Source organism: Thermomonospora cellulosilytica (genome assembly GCF_014138835.1).
GTDB lineage: Bacteria > Actinomycetota > Actinomycetes > Streptosporangiales > Streptosporangiaceae > Thermomonospora > Thermomonospora amylolytica.
In genome coordinates this window covers 5,109,637-5,135,287 of the sequence record NZ_JACJII010000001.1, presented here as the reverse complement: position 1 = coordinate 5,135,287, position 25,651 = coordinate 5,109,637, and the positions used below count along the sequence as shown (strand labels likewise).

The window sequence follows — 25,651 nt, the reverse complement described above, 5'->3', positions numbered from 1 at the left end:
ACACCGGCATGAATCGGACACGTGCGAACCAATAGGGACGTGCAAACATGAGCGCCTCCAAAGCCCAGCAGGCGGCCACCGCCGAGCGACGCCGCAAGGCGATCGCGATGCGCATCGCCGGCGTCGACTGGCAGAGCATCGCCGACCAGCTCGGCTACGCCTCCCGCGGCGCCGCCTGCACCGACGTCACCCGCGCCCTCAAGGCCAACCGGCGCGCCGAGGCCCAGGAGGTCGAGCTGCTCCGCGACATCGAGGGCCAGCGGCTGGACCGTCTGCAGGCCGCCTACTGGGCGCCGGCGCTCAAGGGCGACCACCGGTCGGCGGAGGTGATCCTGCGGGTGATGGCGCAGCGCGCCCGCCTGGAGGGGCTGGAGGCGCCGACGAGGGTGAGCGTGGAGGCCCAGCAGCTCGGGGACGAGATCCTGGAGCTGCTGGGCGTGTCCCGCCCCCACAACGACGGCGACGCCGGTGACGGTGACGGCGGCGATGTCGAGCCGGAGTCCTGACCCGGAGCGCATCCGCGCCCAGGTGCAGGAGCTGGTCCGCGCCGGGGACGTGAAGACGCTCCGGGAGCTGCGGGAGCGGCTGCGGCAGGAGCAGGCCCGCCGCAACGCCCACCGGGCCGTCCGCTATCTGCGGGACCCGGTCGGGTGGGCGCGGGACGTCATCGACTGGCCGGACGGGCAGGCGCTGGCCTCCTACCAGGAAGAGGTCATCGGGGCGCTGCCCGTCAAACGGCGGGTGGCGGTCCGCGGACCCCATGGTCTCGGCAAGACGGGTGTGGCGGCGATCGCGGTCCTGTGGTTCGCGACCACCAGGGAGGCGGCCGGGCTGGACTGGAAGGTCCTGACGACCGCCTCCGCCTGGCGGCATCTGTCGGTGTACCTGTGGCCGGAGATCCACAAGTGGGCACGCCGCATCAAGTGGGAGGTGCTGGGGCGGCCGCCGTTCAGCGATATCCGGGAGCTGCTGGCCTACAACCTCAAGCTGTCCCACGGCGCCGCCTCCGCGGTGGCGTCGAACAAGCCGGAGCTGATCGAGGGCGCCCACGCCGACAGCCTGTTCTACCTGATCGATGAGGCGAAGATCGTCCCGAACGGCACCTGGGACGCGATCGAGGGCGCGTTCTCCGGCGGCCGGGAGACCGGCTATCCGGAGGCGCTGGCGCTGGCGATCTCAACCCCGGGGCCGCCCGCGGGCCGGTTCTACGACATCCACCGGCGTGCCCCAGGGCTGGAGGACTGGTGGGTCCGGCACGTCACCCTCGCCGAGGCGATCGAGGCCGGGCGCATCTCCCGGACCTGGGCGGAGCAGCGCCGCCGGCAGTGGGGCGCGGACTCCGCCCTGTACGCGAACCGTGTGCTGGGGGAGTTCCACGCCTCGGATGAGGACTCGGTGATCCCGCTGGCGTGGGTTGAGGCGGCGGTGGAGCGCTGGCACGTCTGGGATCAGGCCGGCCGCCCTCGGCTGACCGGCAAGCGGGTCCTGGGCGTGGACGTGGCGCGTGCGGGCGGGGACTCCACCGTCCTGGCGCACCGCGTCGGCGTGGCGATCACCCGGCTGGACATCCAGGACCGGGAGGACACGATGCAGACCACCGCCCGCGTCCAGGCCGCCCTGGGGGAGGACGAGGAGGCGGTGCCGGTGGTGGACTCGGTCGGGGTCGGCGGCGGTGTGGTGGACCGGCTGCGGGAGCTGGGGGTTCCGGTCGTCGCCTACACCGGCTCCGCCAAGACCCAGGCCCGCACCCGCGACCGGGAGTACGGGTTCGTCAACCTGCGGTCCGCCGGGTACTGGCGGCTGCGGGAGCTGCTGGACCCGGCGTTCGACTCGGAGGTCATGCTGCCGCCGGATGACCTGCTGCTGGCGGATCTGACGACACCGACCTGGAGCATCACCACCGGCATCCCCCCGAAGATCAAGATCGAGCCGAAGGAGGACGTGCAGGCGCGGCTCGGCCGGTCCCCGGACCGGGGGGACGCGGTGGTGATGGGGCTGGCCGCGGAGCTGCTGGCGGTCACCCGGCGTGTTCACTCTCCGGCCCGCCAGACCTCTGGGGCGGGGGCGGGGTCGAGCGCGGCGTCCCGGTACTCCCGCTCGCTCGGCCGGTAGGGCGGTCGCTGTTCCCGCTGGTATGCCACCACCTTGATATGCAAAACGTGTTGGGCCTAACATGTATGGCATGAGGGCGGAACGGCGACCCGGAAGGAAACCCCTGGTGACCGAGATGACCATCGACCAGCACCGCAAGGCCCTCGCCGAGATCAAGGCCCAGATGGCCGCGCTGCGCCGGGAGTACGGGATGAACGCCCTGGAGGGCGCCCGCGACCACGCCGACGCCGCCCTGGCCGCCGACGCCGCCGAGGCCGCCGCCGCGCTGGTCAAGGTCTCCGGTGCGCTCGCCGCCGCCGGACCGCGGCTGGACGAGTACTGGCGAAAGGGCGAGGAGCTGCGCCGCCGGGCCAATGAGCACATCCGCGCGATCAACGCGAAGGTCAAGGCCGCTCGGCAGGAGCGTGAGAACGCCGCTCAGGCTCGCGCGATCCGCGCGAAGACGTGCGGGAGCTGCTTCACCGTGCACGCGGGTGAGTGCTACTGAGCCGCCCCGAGGGGACGCCCCCGGCCCGCCGCCGGGCGCGTCCCCGCTCCCGTGGGCGATGCGAACGGAAGGAGAGGCCGTCATGTTGTGGCGTCCCGGCGACCCGCCCATCCCCACCCGGCCGACAACGGTCGAGTGGTACTTCGGGGTGTACGACGGCAACATGCCCCACCATGTCGACACCGCCCCCTGTGTGTCCGTCCCGCCCGAGCTGGCCAACCGGGTCGGGGAGGCCCTGAACCTCACCGGCTGGTTCGAGGAGGTCGCCTGGGGTGGGGAGAGCCCGCTGGAGGACTTCGCCGCCCGGCTCGCGCGCTGGCCGGACGGCCATCCGGACCCGGACGTCCACCGGGCGCTGGCGGAGCTGCTGTGCGTGGTCGGCTACGGCCGCCGTTTCCGCGACGTCCCGCCCGGCTGCCGGCGCTGGATCTGGTGGGAGTGATCCCGCCGGACTCTGCCAACCCCCTTGATGTGCCAGACATGTTTGGCCTAACATGTATGCCATAAGGACGGAGTAACGACCAGGAGGGACACCCCGATGACCACCGCCACCACCGCCATTAGCACCGCCACCACCGGCAACGGCTACCGCGCCGCCGCCCTGCGCCGCGACTACCTGGCCGCCCGCGACCTGGCCAACAAGCTCCGCGACAACAACGGCACCGCCGAGGCGATCCTGGCCGTGATCGACGTCATGACCAAGCTCAACGACCAGCACCGCGAGCTGACCGGCAAGTACATCGAGAAGCTGACCCCCGCCCCCGGCAGGACGCGCCCCCCGACCCCCTGGGGGCGCGTCCTATTCCCTTGTGCACACCCTCCGGGACCGCCGGTCAGCGTTTGACCTGATTGCGGATCGCCAGGATCGCCAGACCCAGCAGGATCGGCCCCAGGATCCGCACGGTGATGTTGAGGTAGCGGCCGGCGGTGGTCAGCTCGGCGTCGGGGCTGCGGAAGATGACGGCGTTGACGGTGACCTCGACCGCCTTCTCCAACCGCTCGGGCAGGGGCTTGACTGGTTTGGACTGCTGGATGGTCAGGCGGATGTTCTGCGGCCCGGTAGGGGTGGTGACGGTGCCGGTGGCCTGCTGGGTCTTGGCGGTCTGCGGGAACCCGAAGGCGGCCATCCCGGCGATGCTCAGCACCGCCACGACCGCCACCCAGGCCAGGGCGCGGCGGGCGCGCAGCCCGTACCCGGAGATCGCCCAGTACAGCCACAGCAGCGCCCGATCGGCGCCGCGGGCCGAGGCGCGGCGCATCTGCATCTCGCCGTAGTAGAAGTGGGCCGCGCCCGGCTCGTTTTTGCCCTCCTCGAGGGCTTTGCGGAGCTGCCGGTAGATCACCTCGATCCGCCGCGGCCCGATCACCTCCACCCCGTCGGGAGCGGGCCGCCAGGGGCCGGGATCACCGCGGCGGGCGGTGCGGCGTTCGGCCCGCCAGTGGTGCTCCTCGGCCAGCACCCGCCGCCGTCCCCTCGGGCCGGGCGCGAAGCGGCAGTGGCCGTCCAGCTGGATCTGATCGGCCCGGTGCAGACCTGCGAACAGGCACTCGCTCAGCTCCACATCCGTCAACGTCAGCGACTCGGCGTCCACCCCGCGCAACGAGATCGCCATCACCCTGGTGGGGCCGTCCAGGTCCGGCACGTTGGGGATCGGCTGGGCCAGGGCGTGCACGCTCACCGGCCCGCTGCACACCAGCTCGGTCAGGTTCACCCGCGCCGACCTCAGCCGCAACGCGACCCGGCCTGTCGACCGCAGCCGCCGGGCCGACACCTGGCCGGCCGCCGCCTCCACCCATACCTCCCCCTCGGCCACCACGCCATCCAAGGACAGGACCCCGATCCGGCAGGAGAGCCACCGTGCATCACCGGCAAACCTCGCCCCGACAAAGTCGGCGTTCCCGGAGAACGACACCCCGCCGAAGTAGGCGTCCCCGGAGAACGACGCCCCCATGAAGTGGGCGTCTCCAGAGAACGACGTCGAAGAGAAGCGGGCGTCCCCGGAGAACGACGCCCAATGGAAGCGGACGTCCCCGGAGAACGACGTCCCGCCGAAGTGAACGTCCCCGGAGAACGACGCTCCGCCGAAGCCAGCGGCTCCGGAGAACGACGCCCTGAGGAAGCCGACATCCCCGAAGAACGACGCTCCGCCGAATTCAGCGTCCCCGGAGAACGACGTCGAAGAGAAGCGGGCGTCCCCGGAGAACGACGCCCCGTCGAAACGGGCCCGGCCAAAGCAGGGGCGGGCGTCGGCCTGGGGGTCACGGACGGCTTCAAGGAGCCGGTTCAGCAGGTCCGCGGTGAAGGGCACCCCACGCATGTCGATGGCCGCACCGGGGGCCAAGCCGGCCAGGAACTCCTCTCGGGCCTGCTCGCCGGCATGGGCCAGGCACCGGTCGCCGCCGGGCAGGCAGACGGCCCCGCACGCCTGCGACGGATCATCGGTACGGGGCTCCCCGCAGCGCTCAACGCCGATATCGGTGGCCATGGGCCGCTCCCGCCTTTCTCGCAGCACCCAGTGTTGTCCCGGGTTGGATCGCCAGGTGCCGCATGGCCGTTCCCGGCATGGGTGTTTCGGCTACCCGTTCCTTCTGATCCGGGCGGCCCCTACCAGGGTGTGTGGTGGGCGCAGGCTGCCGCTGGTGTTGCGGGCTAGTCTGATCATGGAGCCGCTGGCCAGGGGCCGGGCATCACTGCGGGGGAGCGCCCCTTGCTCAGCCTGCTCGAACTCCTCGTCCTAGCCCTGGCCGGGTACCGTGCCACCCAGCTGGCCGTCCACGACAGCATTCTCGACCCCGCCCGCGGCGCCGTTCACGCCTGGCACGCCCGCCGCCCCGAATCCAGGGTGCGCACGGCCGCGGTGATGCTGATCGGCTGCGTGTACTGCACCGGCTGGTGGCTGTCCGGCGCCATCCTCGCCACCTACCTCCTCGCCGCAGGCAGATGGGACGACGCCCCGCTGCTGGTGCACGGGATCGAGTGGCTGGCGGTCGCCGGCGCCGCCGTCCTCGCCAACCGGTGGGACGACTCCCGATGACCAGCCGCCGCAGGCGCGGCCCCCGGGAGCTCACCGCCGCGGCGGCCCGGTTCGTCGAGCGCCGCCTCAGCCGCGCCAAGGAACCCAACCAGTCCTGGCAGGAAGCGGCCTGGGAGTACTACTCCACCACCCCCGAGGTCCGCTTCGCCGCGACCTGGGCGGGCAACGCCATGGGCGGCGCCCGCCTGTACGCGGGCCGCCGGTCAGCGGACGGCACCAGCATCGAGCCCGCCCCGGACGGCCACCGCGCCACCGAGATCGTCGCCGCCATCGCCGGAGGACCCCTCGGCCAGTCCCAGCTCCTGGCCGCGTTCGGCCCGCACCTAGTGGTCGCGGGGGAGGGCTGGATCCTCATCCGCCCCACCGAGACCCCCACCGGCGACGGGGACGGCCAGGAATGGCGGGTGCTGTCGGTGCTGGAGATGCGCCGGCAGGGCAACGACCTGACCGCCGAGATCGACGGGGAGGAGGTCAAGATCCCCGCTGGCGACCCCGATCGCATCGACCCCGAGGGGCCGGTCGCGATCCGGGTCTGGGACCCGCACCCCCGCAAGCATCTGGAAGCCGACTCACCCGTCCGCGCCTCCCTCGGCCTGCTGGAGGAGCTGCGGGTGCTGTCGGCGTCGGTGATCGCCATCGCCCGGTCCCGCCTCGCTGGCCGCGGTGTCCTGCTGCTGCCGCAGGGGGCGCGGTTCCCCTCCTCGGGAGAGCCGGGCGGCGACGAGGACGACCTGATGGAGGTGTTCTTGGAGGTCGCGCAGGCCGCCATCCGCGATCCGGAGTCCGCGGCCGCGGCGGTGCCGATCCTGCTGGAGGTCCCCCCGGAGACGATCGGGCAGATCCAGCGCCTCACCTTCGAAAGCGCGTTCGACGATACGGCGATCCGGCTGCGGGAGGAGGCCATCCGCCGGTTCGCGACCGGCCTGGAGGTCCCCGCGGAGATCCTGCTGGGCCTGGGCGACGCCAACCACTGGTCCGCCTGGGCGCTGCAGGAGGAGGCGATCCGCCTGGGCGTGGAACCCAAGCTCGCCACCGTCGCCGACGCCCTGACCACCCAGTGGCTCCGCCCCATCCTCGAGGCCGAGAACGTCCCGGACGCCCACGAGTGGCTGGTCTGGTACGACACCGCGCCGCTGCGGGTCCGCACCAACCGGGCGCAGGTGGCGCTGGAGGCGTTCGGGCTGGGCCTGATCTCCGGAGCCGCCGCCCGCCGGGAGACCGGGTTCGATGAGGCCGACGCCCCCACCGCCGCCGAGGCCGCCCAGGCGCGGGCGACCGCTGGCCGCCGCGGCGGGGATGGTGAGGGCCTGCCGGTCGAGGAGACCACCAGGCCGCCCGAGGAGCCGGCGGCATGAGCGCCGAGTTCGTGGCGCCGGTCGCCTCGGTATCGGAGGTCCGCTGGATGGCCTGCCCCGCCTGCCGCGCCCCGGAGGTCCTGGCGACGAGCGAGATCACCATGCTCGGCCCGTCCGGGACGCTGACGGTGGGCGGCTGGGCGCTGTGCTCCCGCTGCGCATGGACCCCCGGCCCCCCGGACACCAGCGCCGACGCCGTCCCCAGGGAGGCCCGCCGTGGCTGAGCTGGACACCGCGCGGCGGGCGGCCGAGCGCACGCTGACCGGCCTGGAGGCGATGATCGAACGGCAGGTCTCCGCCGCCCTGGAGGAGATCGCCGCGCTGTTCGAACGCGAGTTCACCGCCGCCGCCCTGGCGGCGGCTGATCCGTCCGACCCGGGCGCGCTACGCCGGCTGCGGGACTGGTGGACCGCCCGCATCAAACAGGTGGTGGCGCCGCTCCTGGCCGTCTACGAGGCCGCCTATAAAGCCCTATACAGGTGGATGCGGACGCCCCCACCGGCGGGGGCGGACGACCTGCCCGGCCGCTACCTGGACGACCCGCACGACCCCGCCGACCCCGCAACCCCCGCCGAGCCCATCGAGGTCCCGGAGCTGGCCCGCCGCTACGTCCTGGAGGCGGAGAACCGGCTCGCCGGTGTCGGCGACGCCCTGTGGGACGCCGCCCGCCGGGCCCTCGCGGACGGCATCGCCACCGGCGACACCCCGAACGAGCTACGCGACCGCGTGCGGGACGCCTTCCGCGCCGGGGGCGTGCAGCTGGGGGAGGCCCGCGCCGCGCGCATCGCCCGAACCGAGACCGTGGCCGCATGGAACCGCGCCGCCCTGGCCGCCGCCCGCGCCCAGGCCGAGCAGGTCGGCGTGGAGCTGGTGAAAGGCTGGCTCGCCACCCTCGACACCCGCACCAGGGACGCGCACTTCGCCGCAGACGGCCAGCGCGTCGCCCTGGGCGAGACGTTCACGGTGGGCGGTGTGGCGATGGACTGCCCCGGCGACCCCACCGCACCCCCCGACCTGGTCATCAACTGCCGCTGCGTCCTGCTCATCTCCGACGCGGACGGCTCATGGCCACCGCCCGACGCGGGCCGCCAGTACCTGACCGACCAGCAGATCGCCGAGGTCATCAAGCACTACGAGGAGCGAGGGACCGTGCGTACCGCCCATACCGCAGCAGCCACACCCGACGACGGCCAGGAGGTGACCGCCGCCGGCTCCTACAGCGGGGCGATGATCGCGCTCATCCCCAGCGACGACGACCTCGCCCGCCTGGCCCTCGACGGCGGGGAGCCGCCCGAGCAGCTGCACGCCACCCTCTACTACCTCGGCAACGGCGACGACTTCACCCCCGAGGAGCGGGACCGGCTCATCGACCTCGTCACCGCCTACACCGCCACCCACCCGCCCGTGCAGGCCCGCGCCTTCGCCGCGTCCGCGTTCAACCCCGGCGGCGACTCAGAGCAGGAGACGGCGCTGGTGCTGGGCCTGTCCGGCACCGGCCTGGCGATGGTCCACGACGCCGTCTGCGAGGCGGTCGGGGAGTACGGACCGGACGGCCTGCCGGAACAGTACGAGCCGTGGATCCCGCACGTCACCCTCGCCTACAGCCCCGACCTGTCCCGGCTGGCCGAGGTCGCCCAGCGGGTCGGGGACGTCACCTTCGACCGGGTGCGGGTGGCGTTCGCCGGCGAGGCCACCGACATCCCCCTCACCGGCCGCCTCGACCTCGACCTGCCCGCCATGGCGGGGGCGGTGCGCTGGTCCACCCCCGACGGCACCGCCCTGGCGTTCGAGGACGAGGAGACCGGCGACGGCCGCCTGTTCGCCCCCGGAGCCCTCTACTGGGCGGAGGGGCCGTGGCCGCTGCAGTTCGCCGACGAGATGCTCGGCGGCCACCAGGGCGCCGTCCTCGCCGGGTCGATCGAGTCCTTGGGCCGCGACGGCGCCCGCATCACCGGCGCGGGCGTGCTGTACCCGGACCGGGACGCCGGAGCCGCTGCCCTCGCCCTGCTGCGGCGGGGCGCCCCGCTGGGGGTGTCGGTGGACCTGGACGACGTGGACGTGGAGGTCATCGACCGCCGCACCCCCACCCAGCACGACGAACAGCAACAGGAGGAGGGGGAGGGGGCGCCGGTGCTGCTGGCGTCCCTGGCCAGCGCGCAGGTGCTGCAGCGGCCGGACGGCACCTGGACCATCCGCGCCACCCGCACCGTCGAGTGGACCACAGGCGAGGCCGGAGACGTCACCCCCACCGGCCTGTCCGCCGCCCTGTCCGCCGCCGGACTCCCCGCCGCCGCCCTGTCCGCAGCGGCCGGGGACCGGGACAGCGGCGAGGGTGAGGTGCTGTTCAGCGAGGGCGCCGGGGACTACGTCATGCGGATCACCCGCGCCCGCGTCCGCGGCGCCACCCTCGTGGCGATGCCGGCGTTCGACCGGGCCCGCATCGTCCTCGACGAGGAGGTGACCGCAGCGGCCGGGCCGCGCGGCGAGACCATGCGCAGCGTCGTGGAACTGGTGACCTCCGCGCCGGCCCCGGTCGGCGCCGCCTACGTCGCCCGCTACACCGGCCTGAGCGTGGCCAGCGCCCGCGGCTACCTGGCCCGCGCGGCACAGGCCGGATGGATCACCCGCGTCTCCCCGGGCCGCTACACCGGCGCCGCCACGTTCCCCGAGGAGGGGGAGACCACCGCCGCCGCCCGGCCGGGGGAGGTGGTGGCGGCCATGAGCGGGGACCTGGACCTGCCGATCCACCCCGACCGCGACCACCCCTGGGATGGGGACGCTGCCGCCTCCCGCGTCCTGGAGTACGCCACCGGCCCGGATGGCGAGGTGGACCCGGACGCGCTGGGACGGGCGTTCCTGTGGCGGGACGAGTCCGCCGACCCGGCGACGCTGGCGGCCTACAAGCTCGGCGTCGCCGACGTGTGGGACGACGACCAGCTCCGCATCATCCCCCGCAGCGTGTTCGCCGTCGCGAACGTGCTGCAGGGCGGCCGCGGCGGCGTCGACATCCCCGACCAGGACGTTGAGCGGCTGCGGGACCGGGTGGAGGACCTGTACGAGCGGCTGGCCGAGGAGTTCGACGACCCGAGCCTGCGCGCCCCCTGGGACCAAAACGAGGACCGCGATGAGGACCGTGATGAGGACGAGGAGGGGGACGGGATGGACGAGGTGATGGCCTCGGCGTGGGCGCAGTTCCAGCAGCTTCCGCCGCTGCCGGCCGCATGGTTCGCCGAGCCGTCGCCGGAGGAGCTGCCCACCGACGACGGCCCGGTGCACGTCACCCCCGAGGGCCGCATCTTCGGCTGGGTCGCCCGCAAGGGGGTGTGCCATGACGGCTACTCCGGCCAGTGCCTGACCATCGACTCCCTGGGGGACGTCGACACCACGCACTTCCTGCGGTCCCGGATCCAGCTCGATGACGGGCAGACCATCCGGGTCGGGGTGTTCACCATGAACACCGGCCACGACAACGACGGCACCGACACCCCCAGCGTCCGCGCGCTGTTCGACAACACCCGGACGGTCGCCGGGCTGGTCACGGTCGGCACCAACGACCGCGGCATGTGGTTCTCCGGAGCCGCCGCCCCCTGGCTGTCGGAGTGGGACCGGGCCGTCTTCCAGGCGTGCGCGCCCTCCGGGCATTGGCGGCAGAACGCGGACGGCCGCTGGTCCCTGCGGGCCGTCCTGTCGGTGCCCGTCCCCGGCTACCCGACCCCGCTGGCCGCCTCCGCGATCGGCGCGGTGATCTCCCGCTCGAACCTCGCGCTGACCGCCTCCAGCGCCCCCACCCAGGAACCGGCCGGAGCCTCGGCCGGGACGCCGGCGGGAGTGGAGGGGCTGGCCGCCGCCCTGGCGCCGGAGCTAGTGGCCGCGCTCATGCCCACGCTGGTCCCCGCGGTGGCCGACGAGCTGGAACGCCGCGAGCAGGCCCGCCGGGAGATCGCCGAGCTGGAGGCCTCCCTGCAGCCGGTCCGAGCCGAACTGGTCGCCTCCCTGGCGGCCGAGATCCACGAAGGAGTCTGAGATGGCCTGTTCCTGCAGCCAGCGCAACCGCACCCAGTACGAGGTCGTCACCCCCGATGGCGCGGTCAAGCTGACCAGCCCCAGCAAGCCCGCCGCCGACGCGGTCGCCAAGCGGTACCCGGGCGCGGTCGTCCGGGAGAAGGGCAAGACCACCCCCGCCGCCCAGCCCGCCCGGCCGACCGCCACGAGCTAACCCCACGCCGCAGCCTCGACGGCCCCTGCCCCATCTGACGGGCGGGGGTCGTCGCCACGTCCACGCCGCCATGCAGGTTCGCGTGTTCGCCCTCCACGCCCCCCGCTGGGGGAGGAGAATCCACGGTCGTGATAGTGCTGCTGGACGCCAACGCCCTCGTACAGAATCCGTGGCTGGACTCCGTCTCCTGGAAGATCATCCTCGGGCAGGCCGAGCCATGGGGGATCGAGCTGCGCGTGCCCCAGGTATCGCTGCTGGAGGCCACCGGCCGTCTACGCCGCCGCTACCGTGACGACGCCGCAGCCGTCGAGGAGCTGGCCAAGGAACGCAGGAGCAGGGCGCTCCGCCGCGCCGCCGACGACCTCCGGGAACGCGCCGAACAGCTCGTCCAAGAGGTCACGGACGCCATCGCCGCCGCCGGCGCGACCCTCATCGACCCCGTCCCGGTGCCCCACCTGGAGCTGGTGCGGCGCCAGGTCGAGCGCCGCAAGCCCTGCAAGAAGGACGGCAATGGCTACCGCGACACCCTCAACTGGCTGACCATCCTGGAGACCGCCCGCGCCAACCCCGACCGCCGGATCGTTTGGGTTTCCGATGACGGCGACTTCTGCGGCGACGGCAAGGAAGGCAAGAGGTCGTTCCACCCGGACCTGCTCCGGGAGGCCGAGGCCGCCGGCGTCGTGGACCGGATCAACCTCTACCCCAGCGAGGTCCGGCTCGCCCTCGATCTCCTCGCCGAGAACGGCATCCACGGCGACCTGTCCCAGGGCCGCTTGGAGCTGTGCACGAAGACGATCAGTCAGTACGTCATCGACACGGTGCTGCCGGCGTTCCTGGACAGCGTCGGCTCTGCTTTGGAGCGTCGGGGGGCCGTGGTCAGGTTCGACCACACGAAGGTCACCGTGGAGGAGCAGGGGCGCGTCGACCGCGGCACTGTCTGGACGTTCACCGCCACCATCGACCTGCTGGTGCCCGAGCCCGCCGACGAGCCCCAGGCCATCCAGGCCCCCCGGCCTGTTCAGGTGTCCGGGCTGGTCACCACCGATGAGCGGGACCGCATCACTGACCACGAGATCAGCGCCATAGATGCCCCGCACGGGTGGGCGTTCACCATGGGCATCGACAGTGACGCTCTGAGGGACGCAGGCTTCATGATTGCCGCCGTGACTGGCCACTTGAACGCCTCCGTTGACATGGAGGACATCGCGCATACCCTCTCCATCTTCAAGAAGGCGCTTGAGGGCGTACGGGCGTACAACGAGATGACCATGCCCTGGAGGGATCTCGTACAGCAGGTTGCGATGATGCGGCGTCAGCAGCTCCTGGAGAACCCCGACTCCCCAGCCATGCAGAAGTACCTGCGGCAGATGTGGCAGACCCGGCCTGACTCCGGCGACGACGGCGAGCAGGACCGCAGGGGAGATAGGCACGAGCAAGGCCATGGGGAGGCTGAACAGGACGGCGACTGAGATGCGGTGAGGCGCGACGCACCTGCCACGAGGGTGCGACCTTCCGGGAGAAGAGCACGCCCCCGGCCGCCCGTCCACAACAGCAGCCATCTGGAGGGCATCCGGTGCCGCGTACGGCCCGGGTGCTCTCTGCTGCGGTGCTCGTCTGGGGCATCCCGGCCTCATCGCTGGCGGCAGCCGCACCCTGTCCTGCGAGCCGGTCAACATCTGAGCGTGTCGGCGCAGGGAGGAGGTGCCCCGGTCCTCCCGGCGCCAGCCTGGACGGTTTCCGCAGGTGGATCGGTGGTTCGTCCATCGCCGCCCTCCCTGCATTGCGCGTTAATTGCTAACCCAAGTGCATAACTGCTGCAGGACGGCCCATGTATGCGCCACGAATCTTCTCGAGTAGAGACAGATATCGATGGGATCGGTCGCTAGACTCACGCGGTGAGGCGACCTCGACTGGCAGCTGATCTCGGTCCGCCCCTTGAGCGCATGCCCGAGGGAGGGCCGGGCCGACGTCATTCGACCTGTGGGCTGGATGGCGTCGGCAGACCGGGTGCCGTCCACTGGCACCCCTGGCCAGAGAGGAGCTGGGCGTGTCCCAGATGCAGAGGTCGCCTGAGGGAGGACGAGATCAGCCCTGGTGGCGGGACGTGGCGCTGCTGACCCTGTGGGTTGCGGCCATCGACACCGGATTGAGGGTGATCGAGATCCTCCTGAGGGCGCTGGGGGCCTGACCGGCGAGCCGGCAGGCCACCCAACGCCCCACGCGGTCGGCTCCGTGCTCCCCACTGTCCATGCCGGGGCACGGGGCCGGCTTCGTGTTTGCGCAGGTCAGAGCCTTGACGGTGTTCACCTGCGCGCTTCGATGCTAGCACTGGCGTTATCTACATGCTCTGAACACCGCACAGTTCCCCACATCCCCCTCCGGTCGTATTCGGCAATATGCGTCTGGGGGATTATGCAAGTAATGGTCGAGGGGGACCCGTTTCCTATAGGGCGCATCCCCACCCCCGGAGAATAGCGACCTTTCCGTTCCCGGGGAATGGTTGCCTCCCCACCTCCAGGAATAGGTGCCCCCTCCCCCTGGGGAGTAGCAACCTGGTAGGTCTTTCCTTGTGGTTCTCCTACGCCCCTGTAAATTAGCCATCCTCCAGGTTGCTGCTGTCACCGCAGGTCATGGGCCTGCCGGTAGGTGACGACGCCCGAGGCTTCGACGCCCTTGAGGAGCCCCGGCGTCCTCCCCGCCGGCCCTCGCCGGGACGCCCCGGTCCCGTCACGCGCCGCAGGGACGTCGGCCCAGGCGCGTCGGCGCAGCATCCGGCCACGGGCGGACACCTGCGGCTACCATGATCCGTAGCCGCTGGCCAGGGGCCGGGTTCGATGTGAGGGAACCCGCCTCATGGATCGCTTCGAACTCCCCGACGACTACACCACCCTGACGGACGAGGAGCTGGACGCGCTCCTCGCCAGCGCCGTCCAGCAGTTCGACGCCAAGGCCAGCGCCACCACCATCAGCGACCGCGATCTGGCCGACATGCGGCAGCTCACCGCCGCCGTCAAGGCCATCCGCGCCGAGAAGAAGGCCCGCCTGGAGGCCGCCGCCGCGGCCGCCGCCGAGATCGACGAGCTGGCGGCAGAGGTCCGCGGCGAGGACGACCCCGGCGACGCCACCGAACCCGAGGGCGAGAACGACGTCGAGGGTGAGAACGACGGCGACGCCGGCGACGGCACCGGCGAGGCCGAGGGCGGCGAGACCACCGCACAGGAGCCGCAGCCGGAGGGAGAGGTCAAGGAAGGCACCGTCGTCGCCTCCACCGGGGGGCCGCGCCGCGCCGTCCTGGACCTGTCCCGCGTCCGCGCCCGCCAGCCCCGCGTCCTGCCCGAGCCGACCCCAGCCGGGCCGGAGATCACCGCGTCGGTGGACGTGCCCGGCTACCAGCCCGGTCAGCCCCTGGACATGGAGGGCGTCACCGAGGGCATCATCCGCCGCGCCAACGCCCTCAAGACCGCTGGCGGCGGTGTGGGCTTGACGGCCTCCTACCGGCTGCCGTTCGACAAGTCCCTGATCATCAACGACTCCAGCTCGGGCACGGAGGGCACCCGCGCGGTGGTGCTGGCCGCGGACCAGTCCCGCCTGCCGCAGGGCGACCTGGTCGCCTCCGGCGGCTGGTGCGCCCCCTCCGAGACCGTCTACAGCCTCACGTCGATGGCGTGCCCGGAGATGCTGTGGGACCTGCCGGAGATTCAGCTCGCCCGCGGCGGCCTGCGGTTCTTTCCGATGCCCAGCTTGGACGTCGGGGCGATGACCTGGGTGCACACCGAGGCCGACGACATCTCCGGCGCGACCAAGCCGTGCTTTCAGATTCCCTGCCCGGACCCCGTCGAGGTCCGCTGCGACGCGGTCGGCGTCTGCCTGGAGTCCGGCATCCTGACGCAGCGGCACTTCCCGGAGCTGGTCGCCCACTACCAGCGGCTCGCGATGATCGCGCACGAGATGCGGATCAAGCAGGAGCTGTTCACCAAGGCCGTCGCCCAGTCCACAGCGGTCACGATCCCCGCGACGTTCGGGGCGTTCTCCGCGATCTTCGCGGCGGTCGCGCTGCAGGCCGCCGACATGACCGAGCGGCTGTCGCTGTGCGAGTCGATCAACATCGAGGTCGTCTTCCCCTGGTGGAGCCGCGGCCTGATGCTCGCCGACATCGCCCGGCAGAACGGCGTCTCCGCCTGCGACGTCTCCCCGCAGTGCATCATCGACGCGTTCGCCCGCCTGGGCGTGTCCGTCCAGTGGGCGCGGGGCCTGGGCCCGGCCGTGCCCACCGACATCGGCGGCGCCACCCCCGCGGCGGACTGGCCGGCGCAGATGCGGTTCCTCATCTACCCGGCCGGGACCTTCGAGGCCGGCCGCGGTGGCGAGATCAGCCTGGGCGTGATCCACGACAGCGCCAAGTTCTCCACCAACGACTACACCGCGCTGTTCAGCGAGGAGTGCGTGGCCCTGATCGCCCGCAACGACGAGGCGCGGATCGTCACCGTCCCGGTCTGCCCCGACGGTCGTACCGGGGAGCAGATCGGCATCACCTGCCCCATCGCCTGACCCCCCGTGACCCTCAGGAACGCCGGGGCGCGGACCGCCCCGTGCCCCGGCGCCAAATCCCCATGTGAGGAGGTGGGCGGATGCCACCGGCCGGTATGCAGCGCCGGGTCGAGGCCATCGGCGGCAGGCCGCTGCCGTACGGGATCCTCGGCGGCTGCACCACAGTGCTCGACGTCACCGACCCGCACGAGCTGCTCGGCGTGGAGTGGATGGCGCTCGGGTGCTGCCCGGTCCTGGACACCGACTGGTGCCCGCCCGAGGAATCCCCGGGGGAGGAGTCCCCGGGGGCGGAGTCGCCCGGCGCTCCGCCGGGGGGCAAGCATTTCTGCCGTCCCCTCCCCGAGGCGGCCCAGCCGGTCACGGTCTATACGGGGGTGGAGTGCTCCACCCCCGGCTGGTCCTATGAGGAGGCCGTCGCTCATGTCCGCGCCGCCCTGGAGCTGGGCGAGCAGCAGGCGGTCGAGTCCGCGTTCTGGCGTTACCACCTCGCCCCCCGCGCCGCGGACCTGACCCCCGCCGCGGGGGCGGTGTCCCTGGCGGAGGGCGTCGCCGCGCTGGAGGGCTGCCTGGCCGAGCTGTACGGCGGTATCGGGACCCTGCATGTGCCGGCGGGGGCGGCGGCGCTGCTGGGCTGCTGCAACCTCGCCCACCGCGACGGCGCCAGCCTGCGGACGCTGGCGGGGAACTGCGTGATCGTCGGCTCCGGCTACTCCGCCGTCAACAGCGGGCCGGACGGGACACCGGCACCGGCGGGGGAGGTGTGGCTGTATGCCTCCGGGCCGGTGGTGGTGCGGCGCGGCCCGATCGATGTCATCCCCGACCGTCCCGGCGCCTCCATCGACCGCAGGTACAACGACCGGCGTGTCCTGGCCGAGCGCACCTACGTCCCCGCCACGACCTGCACCGTCTGCGCCATTCGCGTCTCTGTCCGCCCCTGATGACATGGAGGATGCCGTGGCTGCGGTGATCCGCGTCCAGCCCGCCGCCCAGCGGCGCCGCGACTTCGCCCGCTGGGCCGTCTCCCAGACCCCCAAGATCCGCACCGTCTCACCGCACGAGTTCGCCGTCCCCGCCGACCTGTTCGAGCACGTTCCGGAGGAACTGCTGCTCGACGCCCGCGTCGAGGGCCAGCCGTATGTACCCGCACCCCAGCCGGAGCCCCAGTCGGAGCCACAGGAGGCCGTCCGGGAGGAGACGGCCAGCGTCCAGGACGACGGTCGGCTGGTGTGCGGCGTCTGCACCCGCGACTTCGGCAGTGAACGCGCCCTCCGCTCCCACCAGCGCCAGGCACACCCGGACAGCGAGGAGTAGCCCGCGCCCAGCCTCTCCTATACAGACCTGGGGGCGGACACCTGCGCAGGGGCCTCATACCTGCGACTCGAGCCCCATGTGGCCGGGAGCAGTTCTTCGGCACGGGAGCGACTGAGGGCTGCGGCTACCGGTTGCGCCGCCTATGGATGCGCCACCATCGCTACCGGACCGGCTGCTCCTGGCGGGCCGTGTTGTCCCGGGCCAGCAGTTCCAGGATCCGCATCGCCAGCGGCAGCCCATCCGTCTCCGCCGTCTCCGTCTCGCACAGCGCGACCACCTGTCGCAGGGCTTCCACGTCGGCCAGCACCCTGGCGGGGTGGTGACGTGCGATGTGCCGGGCGTCGCCGGGGCTGATGCAGCGGGCGGCCTCCAGCCAGGGCCAGTCCTTCCCATAGACGGCGACCATCTCCGGCTCCTCCCCGGCCAGCGGGACGGCGGGCATGGGCGCCTGCCAGACGCCGTGGGTGGTCACCTGCCGGGCCGCATCCTCATCGGCGCGCAGCCACACCCGGGCGGCCTGGGCGAGACGTCGCCGGACGTCATCCATCCGCCACCCCCGTGGCGTTCGTGGCGGGGACGGAGCCGGCGGGGATACGCCACTGCCGACCGACCTTGACGGCGCCGGCGAACTGTCCGGCGGCGGCCAGGCGCCGGACGGTGACGGGGTGGACCCGCAGCTGCGCGGCGACCTCGGCGACCGTCCAGAACTCGGGTGGGGGTGGGCTGGCCATCGCGGGGTCCTCCCCGGTGTGGGCTCGGCCCCTGGCCAGCAGCTATCTGACAGCAGTCTAAAGCACACAATGCAACACGGCGATAAATAGCGAACATGAAACGCCGTGCATAGCGTGCAGAACGCAACACGATAAAGCATAAAGTGCGCCGGTAGCGGGTCCGTGGAATAGGCGGGCCGGGGCGATAATCTGGCATTGAGCCGCTGGCCAGGGGCCGGGTCTCCAGAAGAGGTCCAGCCCCATGACTGTCTGCTGGAACAGCGTCCGCGGCCGGCGCCTGCGCGCCACCAGGGTCGACGTATGTGGCGTCCCCGTCCCCGGCCAGTGCTCTCAGGTCGTGACCGATGGGTTCGTGTCCATCGAGTTCAGCCCGGAGATCGCCGAGGGCGAGGACATCGAGGTCCGCAAGGCCGACGGGACCCTGTGCATCTCGGACCAGGGGTGCCCGGAGCTGCGGTGGATCAACATCGAGGCCCAGTTCTGTGCCGTGGATCCCGACCTGTTCAGCCTGATGACCGGGTACGAGACGGTGCTCGACCATGCGGGCGAGGCGGTCGGTAACCGCATCAGCAGTGAGGTCCAGTGCGACGAGGGGTTCGCGCTGGAGCTCTGGTCGGATATTCCCGGGCAGGCGTGCGGCGTGACCGGCGCCAAGCCCTGGGGGTATTTCCTGCTGCCCTGGGTCGCGTCCGGGGTCATCGGTGATTTCACCATCGAAAACGACGCCACGACATTCACATTCAGCGGCCGGACGAAGGCCGGCAGCGGATGGGGCGTCGGCCCGTACAACGTTGACGCCGTCAACGCCACGAACACCGCGGGGCCGCTGCTGACCCCGATTGGGCCGAAGGACCACATGGACATGCACCTGACGACCATCGCGCCTCCGCCGGTGCTGTGCGGGTGCCAGCCGCTGACCGTGGACGAGTCCTAACGGCCATGGACTGGGTGATCCCGGTCCGGGTCGGGGAGCCCGCCGAGGAGCTGCGGTTCGCGCTGCGCAGCATTGCCGCGCACGCGCCGCATGACCGGATCTGGCTGGTGGGGTACCGGCCGTCCTGGGCGGTGGGGGTGGAGCACATCCCCACCCGCCAGACCGGCACCAAGTACCAGAACAGCACCCTCGCGGTCCGGGTGGCGTGCGAGCACCCCGACATCAGCGACCCGTTCATCCTCAGCAACGACGACATCTACGTCATGCGGCCCATCGATCGGGTGCCGGTGCTGCACCGCGGGCCGGTGCGCGACGTGGAGGTGTACTACGCGCGCCGCTCCTCTGGGGCGTACCTGCGGGGGATGCGGGAGACCCGGGACCTGCTGGCCAGCCTCGGCTGCCCGGATCCGCTGTCGTATGAGCTGCACGTCCCAATGCCGGTGGACAAGGCAGGGATGCTCGCCGCCCTGGAGGTCGGCAAGGGCCTGGACGTGGTGCACAAACGGACCCTGTACGGCAACCTCGCCGGGCTGGGCGGCTGGCGGGCCCCGGACGTCAAGGTCATCCACGCCGGCGGGTTCCCCACCAGCGGGACGTTCCTGAGCACGATGCCCACCAGCTGGCGGGGGGCTGCGGGGCGGTTCGTTCGTGGCCGGTTCACCCGCCCCAGCCCGTACGAGCAGACCCCGCCGCCGGTCCCGCCCCGCAGGTATCCGGGGCGGCGGTAAGGCGTGGTGCGCCCGCCCGAGGGCTCGGGCGTGTGCGGGGCGGGCGCACCACCACACATCACGGAGAGGAGGGCGGCGTGGCGATCCGGGTCGAACCCTGCCAGTGGCCGATCGACGCCGGCTGCTGCGACGCATGGGAGGACGCCTCGGAGGAGGACCGGGAGTTCGCCCGCCGCGTCGCCACCGAGATCCTGTGGCGGCTGACCGGAATGCGCTTCGGCCTGTGCCCGGTGACCGTCCGGCCGTGCCGCCGCAAGTGCGCCGACCAGGCCGCGCTGCCGGTATGGGCGGGCAGCCCCGCCGCGCCGCCCTTCATCCCGTACATGCGGGACGGCGTCTGGTGCAACGCCCGCTGCGGCACCTGCACCACCGAATGCGGCTGCTCCCCGCTGTGCGAGGTCCTGCTCCCGGCACCGGTCCATGACGTGACCGAGGTATGGGTGGACGGGCAGCTGGTGGACCCGGGCGGCTACCGGGTGGACGACCACCGCCTCCTCATCCGCACGGACGGGGAGTGCTGGCCGGACTGCCAGGACTTGGAGATGCCGCACGACGCGCCGGGCGCGTTCGCCGTCACCTACACCTGGGGCGTCCCGGTCCCTCCGGCCGGACAGTACGCCGCCGGCGTCTACGCCTGCGAACTCCTCAAAGCCTGCACAGGTGGGCCGTGCCAGCTTCCGAAGCGGGTCCAGCAGATCACCCGCGACGGCGTGCAGATGACCGTCGTGGACCCGATGGACTTCCTGGAGCAGGGCCTGACCGGGATCCCTGAGGTTGACACCTGGGTGAAGGCCGTCAACCCTCACCGGCTGACCGGCCGCTCCCGCGTCTACAGCCCCGACTACCGGCCCCCGAGGAGAACCACGTGGCCGTGACCGATGCCGTGATGCCGCTCGCGGAGCGGCTGCTGAACTGCTTGTGCGCGCAGCTGCCCGGGACGGTGGGCGGGGCGGCCTGCCGCTGCTGCGTGTATCCGGGCGCCACGGTTCCCGTCGACCACTGCTGCGGCTGTGAGGAGGGGGAGGGGCAGGCGTGGGTGCAGGTGCGGAGGATCTACCCGACGACCGCTGCCCGGTTTCCGCAGCCGTCCACCACCCTGGAGCCCTGCGACGCTGCCGGCGGCTGGGGTATGGAGCTGGTGATGGGCGTCTACCGGTGCGTGTCGGTGCTGGACGACCAGGGCAATCCGCCCAGCTGCGCCGACGTTTTCGATGACGCGGAGAAGCTCCTGTCGGACGCGGCTGCGATGCGGCAGGCCCTGGCCTGCTGTTTCCCCTACACTGGCAACGACGGCCTGGACGTGATGGCGGGGGAGTATACGCCGATGGGTCCGGACGGCGGCTGCGCCGGCGGCCAGCAGACCGTGTACGTGCGTTTCACCGAGTGCTGCCCCGACCCGGAGGACACCCCTTGACCCACCGGGCTGCCGCACAGGGGTAGTCCGCAGTCAGATCGTTGGAACCCCCAAAACCGAAGGTCATTCATCCAGCAGTTGCCGAAGCTCTGCGAGCTGCTCGGGTGACAGGTTCTTGCGGAGGGTGCGGGCGATCGAATCGGGGCGATCGCCGCGGACGGTGAAGGTCTTGGGGCGGAACCCAGCCTTGATCATGGCTGCGTGTGCGGAGAGTTCTCCGGCGAGGACTTGGGCGTGAAGGTCTGGCCTGTCCTTGCGTAGGCGCCGAAGCGCCTTCGCCTGCGAGGTCCCCTCTGGCCTGCTGGGTATATTATTACCGGCATGGTGAGATGATGGATTCTGCAACGCCTGATCGAGAAGGTCGAGCGCTTGCGTGTCGTCCGCCACGAGCCGACGCACCAGGTCCACCGTCGCGCCGATACCTCTTGTCGGCGGAGCGGTGACGAAGTCCACGAACCGGTCATGACGGACAAGCTCGCCGCGTGGTGTCACGAACTCTCGCCAAGCCCCTTCGGCAAGGATCTGCTTGACCAGGTCCGGGACCTGCTTCAGGGCGTTTCCTCCGTACCTGAGGGATGAACTGAGCGCTTCGACCAAGACCGCGTTGGCCTTCGGGCTCATGCCTGCTCCAGCCACTTGTCGAGCTGGTCCAGACGCCCGGTCAGCGTCTGAACGGTTGCGGTCTTGGCGTCATCGCCGAAGATCCGGTTCAGGGTGGCGTGCACGTGAGAGTGCTGTTGGCCAGTGGCGTACACGAGCCTGCCGACCTTCTTATTGATGAGGCGTCGGAGCGTGGCCTTCTGGTCCGCCAGCGTGCGACCCTGATCGGACCCGGAATGAGGGGCTTGCACGGTGGCTGTACCGATGACTCGCCCGGCGCCTCCCATCCGCAGCAGCTGAGCGACCTGGGCGGGAGAGACGCTGGAGGGGAGCCCGACCTGCTCGGCTGCGGCGCTAGCGCGTTGCAGCTCAGCCTCGGTGAACTCCTCGCCCGACAGGATCGTGGCGTGGTGGACGGCCTCGGAGGAGTCGAGCGGCTCAACGAGGTCGACTTGCAGGGAGGTTTGAACTCCGCCTTCTTTGAGCTCCTGCCGCACACGCTCCTCTTCTTCGGCCAGGGCGATGTTGACGGTCTTCTCGATCTCCTGGGCGTACCCGTACAGAGGCTGGACGGAGGGGATGAACAGGGTCGCGACCGTTTCGTCCTCGGTACCACGCATGCGAACGAAGCGCCCGACAACTTGGCGAAAGAACATCTCCGTCCGGATGCGGGAGGCGTAGACACCAACCGCCAGGCGTGGGATGTCGACGCCTTCGGAGACCATCTGGACGGCGACGATCCAACGCGTGCTGTCCTTGGCGAACCGGCTGATCAGCTCGGAAGCGTCCGGGTCATCGGAGATCGCCACCGTCGGCTCCTCTCCGGTGATCCTGGCGAGGATCTGCGCGTAGGCTCGGGCCTTGCCCTGGTCGGCGGCGACTACCAGGCCGCCGGCATCGGGCACCTCACTACGCTGGCGGGTCAACTCCTCGTCGGCACGTCGCAGGACCGAAGGGATCCACTCTCCGGTCGGGTTGAGCGCGGATGCCAGCGCCTTGCTGAGCCTCTCGTCATCGGCATCGGCGAGGTCGAGGGAGACCGTGGCGCCGGCTTCGCGGTAGCGAACCTGGCCTGTCAAGGCGGGGAAGGCGATGGGCCGTACAACCTCTCTGTCCATGAGGGCCTGCCCATAGTCGTAGTTGTAGCTGGGGACCGCCTTCCGTTCCTCGTCGTAGCGTACAAAGGGGATGGCCTTGCGGTCTGAGCGGAACGGGGTCCCCGACAGCAAGATGCGCCGGGCGGCCTCCTCGAACGCGTTCTTGAGTGCCGGACCCCACGTCAAGTGGTCGTCGTCGCCGGCGTGGTGCACCTCGTCCAGGATGACCAGAGTGGGCTTAGTGGTGCAGATGCGTCGCCACAGCAGAGGACTGGCCGCCACGGTCTGGTAGGTGACGGCGACGCCATCGAAGTCCTTGGCCACGACCGTGTTGCCGTTGGTGAAGCGGTGGTCCAACTGGATGCCCATACGCGCGGCTGCGGTGGCCCACTGGCGACGCAGGTGCGAGGTGGGAACAACGACGATGATGCCGGTGATCTCTCCTCGTTCGATCAGCTTGCGGGCCGCGGTAAGCGCCCAGGTGGTCTTGCCCGCCCCCGGGGTGGCGACGCACAGGAAGTCGGAAGGGTTGCGGAGCAGGTCGACCAGAGCATCGGCCTGCCACCTGCGCAATTCGGTCACTGAGCTGCCTTTCTTGAGATTGCAGGCGGGGCAGAGAGCCTGACCGTTGATCACGTCGGTCTCGCCGTCGCGCGAGTATGGATGAACATGATCGGCATGCCAGCCCGGGAGTAGCTCGGTGCCGCAAGACGTGCATGCTCCGCCGGCCGCCAGGTACAAGGCAACGCGCTCGGAGCCGCTGAACCGGCGGCGGCTCAATCCACTCTCCGGATGATCTTTACCTTGAGGCGGTCGCCGCGCTCGGTGATCTTGCAGAGAAGACACGCAGGGAAGCCGTGTGGGCGGTATCGCTGCACGCGCCACAAGGCGTTGCTACGCTCAGCCACGTTCTTCCTTCCACACAAGGAACGAACCACGGCCCCGGCGGCGCCTACCGCGCGGGGCTATATCTTGTGTCGACCAAGAGTGCCACAACTTTGATGTGCTTGCACAAGTGCTTACCGCTTCTTGTGGCAACAGGCCTTGCGAAGGCTTTCACAAGGTGTTAATGGCGCAAACGCAAGAGTTGTCCGTATTGCAGGGATTTGTGTCACTTTCATTGGAAAGTCCCTGGCTCTGCTGTCCTGTCCCAGCCACGCTCGTGTTCGGGCGTTCCGGCGGTGCGGCGGGTGCGGCTGTTGTTAGCGTGCGGGCCGTCGAGTCGGCGCCCTGTCTGGGCGTCCGAAACCTGTGGGGGTTCTTGATGCGTCGGGTGCTGTCTGCTGTCTTGCTGCCGGTTCTTGCCGTCGTCACCGTGGGGTGCGGCGGGAACGGCTCCGGCGGAGGGGACGCTGCTGCCGCCCCGTCCAAGGCCGCCCCGGCGCCGGCCTCGTCGGCGCCGCAGCAGCCGCAGACGGAGGCCGCCGCCCGCCAGGCCGCCCAGGAGCACGCCGACGCCTACGCTGCCGGTGACTATGAGGGCACCTGGCAGCTGTGGGCCCCCGAGGCACAGAAGGTTCTCAGCCAGCAGAACTATGTGCGGCTGTTCGAGCTGTGCCCGCAGCCGGCGCAGAACGTGCCGATGAAGGTTGAGGCGGTGCGGCTGTCGGCGGACAAGACCACCGCGACGGTGCGGATCGACCGGCTGGGCTTCAAGTTCTCCTATCGGTACGTGTACGAGGGCGGCCGGTGGGGGTTCATGCCGGACAAGAAGACCCTCGACGGGTATCGGCTCGGGGTCGACAAGCTCGCCGCCCAGAAGAAGCAGCGGGGCGAGTGCGGCTGACCCGCGTAGGCTGCCCGACGTGACCCACCGTAGGACGCCGGACCAGGGCGATGATCCGCTGGACGCCGTCCTGGTCTCCCCTCTGGCTCGTCTGGAACCGGACTGGATGGACGACGTCCTGGCCGCACGGCGCCGGGACGTCCAGGAGCCGCTGCCCGTCAGGACGCTGCCGATGCCGGAGCTGCTGCGTGGTGGGGTGCTGCGGTACCGGTGCCCGCTCGGCTATCCCTGGTGGCACGACGAGGACCCGGGCCGGGAGGAGCCGAGTCCCCTGCTGCTGCCCGCCGGCTACACCAGCGAGGACCTGGCCGCCGCCCTCACCTCCGCCGCCGAGGTCCGCAACAACGCCCTCCGACGAGCGCTTGAGGCATCCCGCTCAGGCCCGGGGGAATCGGGAGGCCAGCTCCTTGGCGGTGGGCCGGCTGCCGGGGTCGGCCGCCAGGCACGCCATGATGAGTTCTTCGAGTTGGGGGAACGGCCACGGCCGGGTGGAGGTCAGGTCGGCGCGGCGGGCGGCGGCGACGTCGGCCAGTAGCTGCGGGCGCCGGGCGGCCGGGTCGGTGTAGGCGATCGGCGTGGTACGGGTCCAGGACCACCAGAGCGAGGCCCCCAGGGACCAGATGTCGGCCTGGGGGGTGGTGGCGACGTGGTCGTCGGAGGTCAGGATCGCCGTGGCGATCTCGGGTGCGGTGGTGTGGGCCAGGCCGCCTCGGTGGACGTAGAACGGCACGTCGGCCGGGCCTTGGGCGCAGGCCAGGTCGATGAGGTGGGTGGTGTCGCCCTCGAAGATGATGTGGTCTGGTTGCAGGTCTCCGTGGGTCCAGCCCACTGCGTGCAGGTCGGCCAGGGCGCGTACGGCCGCGCCGACTTTGGTGAGTATCCGGTGCCGGGTGGCGGGGGTGACGTCCTGGTGGGCGGGGTCCAGTGCGTCCCACAGGCTGATGCCGTCGATCCAGCGGAGGGCCAGCCAGGACCGTTCGCCGTCCCAGCCGTGGTCGCGGTAGGGCTCGGCGCCCAGGACTCGCAGGATCTCGCCCTCCCTGCCGGCCATGAGCCCGCTGGTGATCTTCACGGCGGTGTCGCCGGCCCGGTAGAGGGTGGTGCCTCTGCGGTCGTGCAGGAGCTGCGGGTCGTGGTCGGCGAGCCCGAGACGGGTGAGGATCGGGTTCACGAGCGGCCCCTTCGGTCACGGCGACAGTGCAGTGACCAGTGTGGCCGGTGGAAGGTCTGGGAGAGGCCAGGCGACCGAAGATACAGGAAAGCGAGCACCCTCCGGCCGTGTTCCGGCCGGAGGGTG

The 25,651-nt window shown here is 71.2% G+C and carries 26 protein-coding genes; 20 read left to right on the top strand and 6 right to left on the bottom strand.

All coding sequences use genetic code 11. From position 1 onward, the window contains the following. Positions 1 to 47 precede the first annotated feature (47 nt). From HNR21_RS24195 to HNR21_RS24175, 5 genes are all read left to right on the top strand, one after another. Entirely contained in the window at positions 48 to 506 is a 459-nt protein-coding gene (locus HNR21_RS24195; protein ID WP_182707015.1) for a hypothetical protein, read from the top strand. Continuing rightward, positions 487 to 2,112, top strand: coding sequence for a hypothetical protein (locus HNR21_RS24190; RefSeq protein WP_182707014.1), 1,626 nt, complete (start codon positions 487 to 489; stop codon positions 2,110 to 2,112). Before HNR21_RS24195 ends, HNR21_RS24190 begins: the two co-directional genes overlap by 20 nt. 106 nt (positions 2,113 to 2,218) lie before the next feature. Next, positions 2,219 to 2,599, top strand: coding sequence for a hypothetical protein (locus HNR21_RS24185; protein ID WP_182707013.1), 381 nt, complete (start codon positions 2,219 to 2,221; stop codon positions 2,597 to 2,599). A gap of 82 nt (positions 2,600 to 2,681) precedes the next feature. Beyond that, positions 2,682 to 3,041, top strand: coding sequence for a hypothetical protein (locus HNR21_RS24180; RefSeq protein WP_182707012.1), 360 nt, complete (start codon positions 2,682 to 2,684; stop codon positions 3,039 to 3,041). Between the two features lie 96 nt (positions 3,042 to 3,137). Beyond that, positions 3,138 to 3,443 carry a hypothetical protein gene (locus HNR21_RS24175; protein WP_182707011.1) on the top strand — a complete coding sequence of 102 codons (306 nt, stop codon included), beginning with the start codon at positions 3,138 to 3,140 and terminating at the stop codon, positions 3,441 to 3,443. Here the strand turns inward: HNR21_RS24175 and HNR21_RS24170 are convergent. Next, positions 3,433 to 5,085 carry a pentapeptide repeat-containing protein gene (locus HNR21_RS24170; RefSeq protein WP_182707010.1) on the bottom strand — a complete coding sequence of 551 codons (1,653 nt, stop codon included), beginning with the start codon at positions 5,083 to 5,085 and terminating at the stop codon, positions 3,433 to 3,435. The two genes, HNR21_RS24175 and HNR21_RS24170, sit on opposite strands and share 11 nt — an antisense overlap. Positions 5,086 to 5,307: 222 nt before the next feature. On the opposite strand from HNR21_RS24170, the gene HNR21_RS24165 reads away from it, so the two are divergent. The 10 genes from HNR21_RS24165 to HNR21_RS24120 all read left to right on the top strand — a co-directional run bounded on the left by HNR21_RS24165 (position 5,308) and on the right by HNR21_RS24120 (position 17,064). Beyond that, positions 5,308 to 5,634, top strand: coding sequence for a DUF1360 domain-containing protein (locus HNR21_RS24165; RefSeq protein ID WP_182707009.1), 327 nt, complete (start codon positions 5,308 to 5,310; stop codon positions 5,632 to 5,634). After that, positions 5,631 to 6,989, top strand: a complete 1,359-nt coding sequence (locus HNR21_RS24160; protein ID WP_182707008.1) for a hypothetical protein — start codon at positions 5,631 to 5,633, stop codon at positions 6,987 to 6,989. The genes HNR21_RS24165 and HNR21_RS24160 overlap by 4 nt, the downstream gene beginning before the upstream one ends. Continuing rightward, complete coding sequence (locus HNR21_RS24155; protein WP_182707007.1) at positions 6,986 to 7,213, top strand: hypothetical protein; 228 nt, start codon at positions 6,986 to 6,988, stop codon at positions 7,211 to 7,213. Before HNR21_RS24160 ends, HNR21_RS24155 begins: the two co-directional genes overlap by 4 nt. Then, positions 7,206 to 11,012 (top strand): phage minor head protein, encoded by a 3,807-nt coding sequence (locus tag HNR21_RS24150; protein WP_182707006.1) that lies wholly within the window; start codon positions 7,206 to 7,208, stop codon positions 11,010 to 11,012. The genes HNR21_RS24155 and HNR21_RS24150 overlap by 8 nt, the downstream gene beginning before the upstream one ends. 1 nt (position 11,013) lies before the next feature. Then, positions 11,014 to 11,205 (top strand): hypothetical protein, encoded by a 192-nt coding sequence (locus HNR21_RS24145; RefSeq protein WP_182707005.1) that lies wholly within the window; start codon positions 11,014 to 11,016, stop codon positions 11,203 to 11,205. Between the two features lie 128 nt (positions 11,206 to 11,333). Further along, complete coding sequence (locus HNR21_RS24140) at positions 11,334 to 12,674, top strand: PIN domain-containing protein (RefSeq protein ID WP_182707004.1); 1,341 nt, start codon at positions 11,334 to 11,336, stop codon at positions 12,672 to 12,674. A gap of 578 nt (positions 12,675 to 13,252) precedes the next feature. Further along, positions 13,253 to 13,393, top strand: a complete 141-nt coding sequence (locus HNR21_RS24135; protein WP_182707003.1) for a hypothetical protein — start codon at positions 13,253 to 13,255, stop codon at positions 13,391 to 13,393. A gap of 665 nt (positions 13,394 to 14,058) precedes the next feature. Beyond that, positions 14,059 to 15,753, top strand: coding sequence for a major capsid protein (locus HNR21_RS24130; RefSeq protein WP_182707002.1), 1,695 nt, complete (start codon positions 14,059 to 14,061; stop codon positions 15,751 to 15,753). 80 nt (positions 15,754 to 15,833) lie between these two features. After that, a complete protein-coding gene (locus HNR21_RS24125; protein WP_182707001.1) occupies positions 15,834 to 16,691 on the top strand; it encodes a cupin in 858 nt (285 codons plus the stop codon). A 16-nt stretch (positions 16,692 to 16,707) separates the two neighbouring features. Further along, positions 16,708 to 17,064 carry a hypothetical protein gene (locus HNR21_RS24120; protein ID WP_182707000.1) on the top strand — a complete coding sequence of 119 codons (357 nt, stop codon included), beginning with the start codon at positions 16,708 to 16,710 and terminating at the stop codon, positions 17,062 to 17,064. Between the two features lie 160 nt (positions 17,065 to 17,224). Here the strand turns inward: HNR21_RS24120 and HNR21_RS24115 are convergent, their stop codons facing one another. Beyond that, positions 17,225 to 17,611 carry a DUF6221 family protein gene (locus HNR21_RS24115; protein WP_182706999.1) on the bottom strand — a complete coding sequence of 129 codons (387 nt, stop codon included), beginning with the start codon at positions 17,609 to 17,611 and terminating at the stop codon, positions 17,225 to 17,227. Continuing rightward, the gene (locus HNR21_RS24110) at positions 17,604 to 17,795 is read right to left on the bottom strand and encodes a helix-turn-helix domain-containing protein (protein ID WP_182706998.1); all 192 of its coding nucleotides are present in this window, start codon (positions 17,793 to 17,795) and stop codon (positions 17,604 to 17,606) included. The genes HNR21_RS24115 and HNR21_RS24110 overlap by 8 nt, the downstream gene beginning before the upstream one ends. Before the next feature lie 352 nt (positions 17,796 to 18,147). Between HNR21_RS24110 and HNR21_RS24105 the strand changes: the two genes are divergently transcribed. The 4 genes from HNR21_RS24105 (at position 18,148) to HNR21_RS24090 (ending at position 20,871) form a co-directional block, all read left to right on the top strand. Next, complete coding sequence (locus HNR21_RS24105) at positions 18,148 to 18,729, top strand: hypothetical protein (RefSeq protein WP_182706997.1); 582 nt, start codon at positions 18,148 to 18,150, stop codon at positions 18,727 to 18,729. A 5-nt stretch (positions 18,730 to 18,734) separates the two neighbouring features. Continuing rightward, on the top strand, positions 18,735 to 19,457 hold the full coding sequence (locus tag HNR21_RS24100) for a hypothetical protein (protein WP_182706996.1): 723 nt from the start codon (positions 18,735 to 18,737) through the stop codon (positions 19,455 to 19,457). A 77-nt stretch (positions 19,458 to 19,534) separates the two neighbouring features. Next, entirely contained in the window at positions 19,535 to 20,332 is a 798-nt protein-coding gene (locus HNR21_RS24095; RefSeq protein ID WP_182706995.1) for a hypothetical protein, read from the top strand. Beyond that, a complete protein-coding gene (locus HNR21_RS24090) occupies positions 20,323 to 20,871 on the top strand; it encodes a hypothetical protein (RefSeq protein ID WP_182706994.1) in 549 nt (182 codons plus the stop codon). Before HNR21_RS24095 ends, HNR21_RS24090 begins: the two co-directional genes overlap by 10 nt. A 63-nt stretch (positions 20,872 to 20,934) precedes the next feature. Here HNR21_RS24090 and HNR21_RS24085 read toward each other — a convergent pair whose 3' ends face one another. Further along, on the bottom strand, positions 20,935 to 21,492 hold the full coding sequence (locus tag HNR21_RS24085) for a hypothetical protein (protein WP_182706993.1): 558 nt from the start codon (positions 21,490 to 21,492) through the stop codon (positions 20,935 to 20,937). Further along, entirely contained in the window at positions 21,489 to 23,414 is a 1,926-nt protein-coding gene (locus HNR21_RS24080; RefSeq protein ID WP_312881211.1) for a DEAD/DEAH box helicase family protein, read from the bottom strand. Before HNR21_RS24080 ends, HNR21_RS24085 begins: the two co-directional genes overlap by 4 nt. A 427-nt stretch (positions 23,415 to 23,841) precedes the next feature. Here HNR21_RS24080 and HNR21_RS24075 point away from each other — a divergent pair, with 427 nt between their 5' ends. Then, complete coding sequence (locus HNR21_RS24075; protein WP_182706991.1) at positions 23,842 to 24,354, top strand: hypothetical protein; 513 nt, start codon at positions 23,842 to 23,844, stop codon at positions 24,352 to 24,354. 376 nt (positions 24,355 to 24,730) lie between these two features. Here the strand turns inward: HNR21_RS24075 and HNR21_RS24070 are convergent, their stop codons facing one another. Beyond that, positions 24,731 to 25,525 carry a protein kinase domain-containing protein gene (locus HNR21_RS24070; protein ID WP_182706990.1) on the bottom strand — a complete coding sequence of 265 codons (795 nt, stop codon included), beginning with the start codon at positions 25,523 to 25,525 and terminating at the stop codon, positions 24,731 to 24,733. Positions 25,526 to 25,651: the final 126 nt, after the last annotated feature.

Excerpts from the sequence above, each read along its gene's own strand:
- HNR21_RS24195 (WP_182707015.1), top strand. The coding sequence starts at position 48 with ATGAGCGCCTCCAAAGCCCAGCAGGCGGCCACCGCCGAGCGACGCCGC.
- HNR21_RS24190 (WP_182707014.1), top strand. The coding sequence starts at position 487 with ATGTCGAGCCGGAGTCCTGACCCGGAGCGCATCCGCGCCCAGGTGCAG.
- HNR21_RS24180 (WP_182707012.1), top strand. The coding sequence starts at position 2,682 with ATGTTGTGGCGTCCCGGCGACCCGCCCATCCCCACCCGGCCGACAACG.
- HNR21_RS24175 (WP_182707011.1), top strand. The coding sequence starts at position 3,138 with ATGACCACCGCCACCACCGCCATTAGCACCGCCACCACCGGCAACGGC.
- HNR21_RS24170 (WP_182707010.1), bottom strand. The coding sequence starts at position 5,085 with ATGGCCACCGATATCGGCGTTGAGCGCTGCGGGGAGCCCCGTACCGAT.
- HNR21_RS24160 (WP_182707008.1), top strand. The coding sequence starts at position 5,631 with ATGACCAGCCGCCGCAGGCGCGGCCCCCGGGAGCTCACCGCCGCGGCG.
- HNR21_RS24155 (WP_182707007.1), top strand. The coding sequence starts at position 6,986 with ATGAGCGCCGAGTTCGTGGCGCCGGTCGCCTCGGTATCGGAGGTCCGC.
- HNR21_RS24145 (WP_182707005.1), top strand. The coding sequence starts at position 11,014 with ATGGCCTGTTCCTGCAGCCAGCGCAACCGCACCCAGTACGAGGTCGTC.
- HNR21_RS24130 (WP_182707002.1), top strand. The coding sequence starts at position 14,059 with ATGGATCGCTTCGAACTCCCCGACGACTACACCACCCTGACGGACGAG.
- HNR21_RS24125 (WP_182707001.1), top strand. The coding sequence starts at position 15,834 with ATGCCACCGGCCGGTATGCAGCGCCGGGTCGAGGCCATCGGCGGCAGG.
- HNR21_RS24115 (WP_182706999.1), bottom strand. The coding sequence starts at position 17,611 with ATGGATGACGTCCGGCGACGTCTCGCCCAGGCCGCCCGGGTGTGGCTG.
- HNR21_RS24110 (WP_182706998.1), bottom strand. The coding sequence starts at position 17,795 with ATGGCCAGCCCACCCCCACCCGAGTTCTGGACGGTCGCCGAGGTCGCC.
- HNR21_RS24100 (WP_182706996.1), top strand. The coding sequence starts at position 18,735 with ATGGACTGGGTGATCCCGGTCCGGGTCGGGGAGCCCGCCGAGGAGCTG.
- HNR21_RS24085 (WP_182706993.1), bottom strand. The coding sequence starts at position 21,492 with ATGAGCCCGAAGGCCAACGCGGTCTTGGTCGAAGCGCTCAGTTCATCC.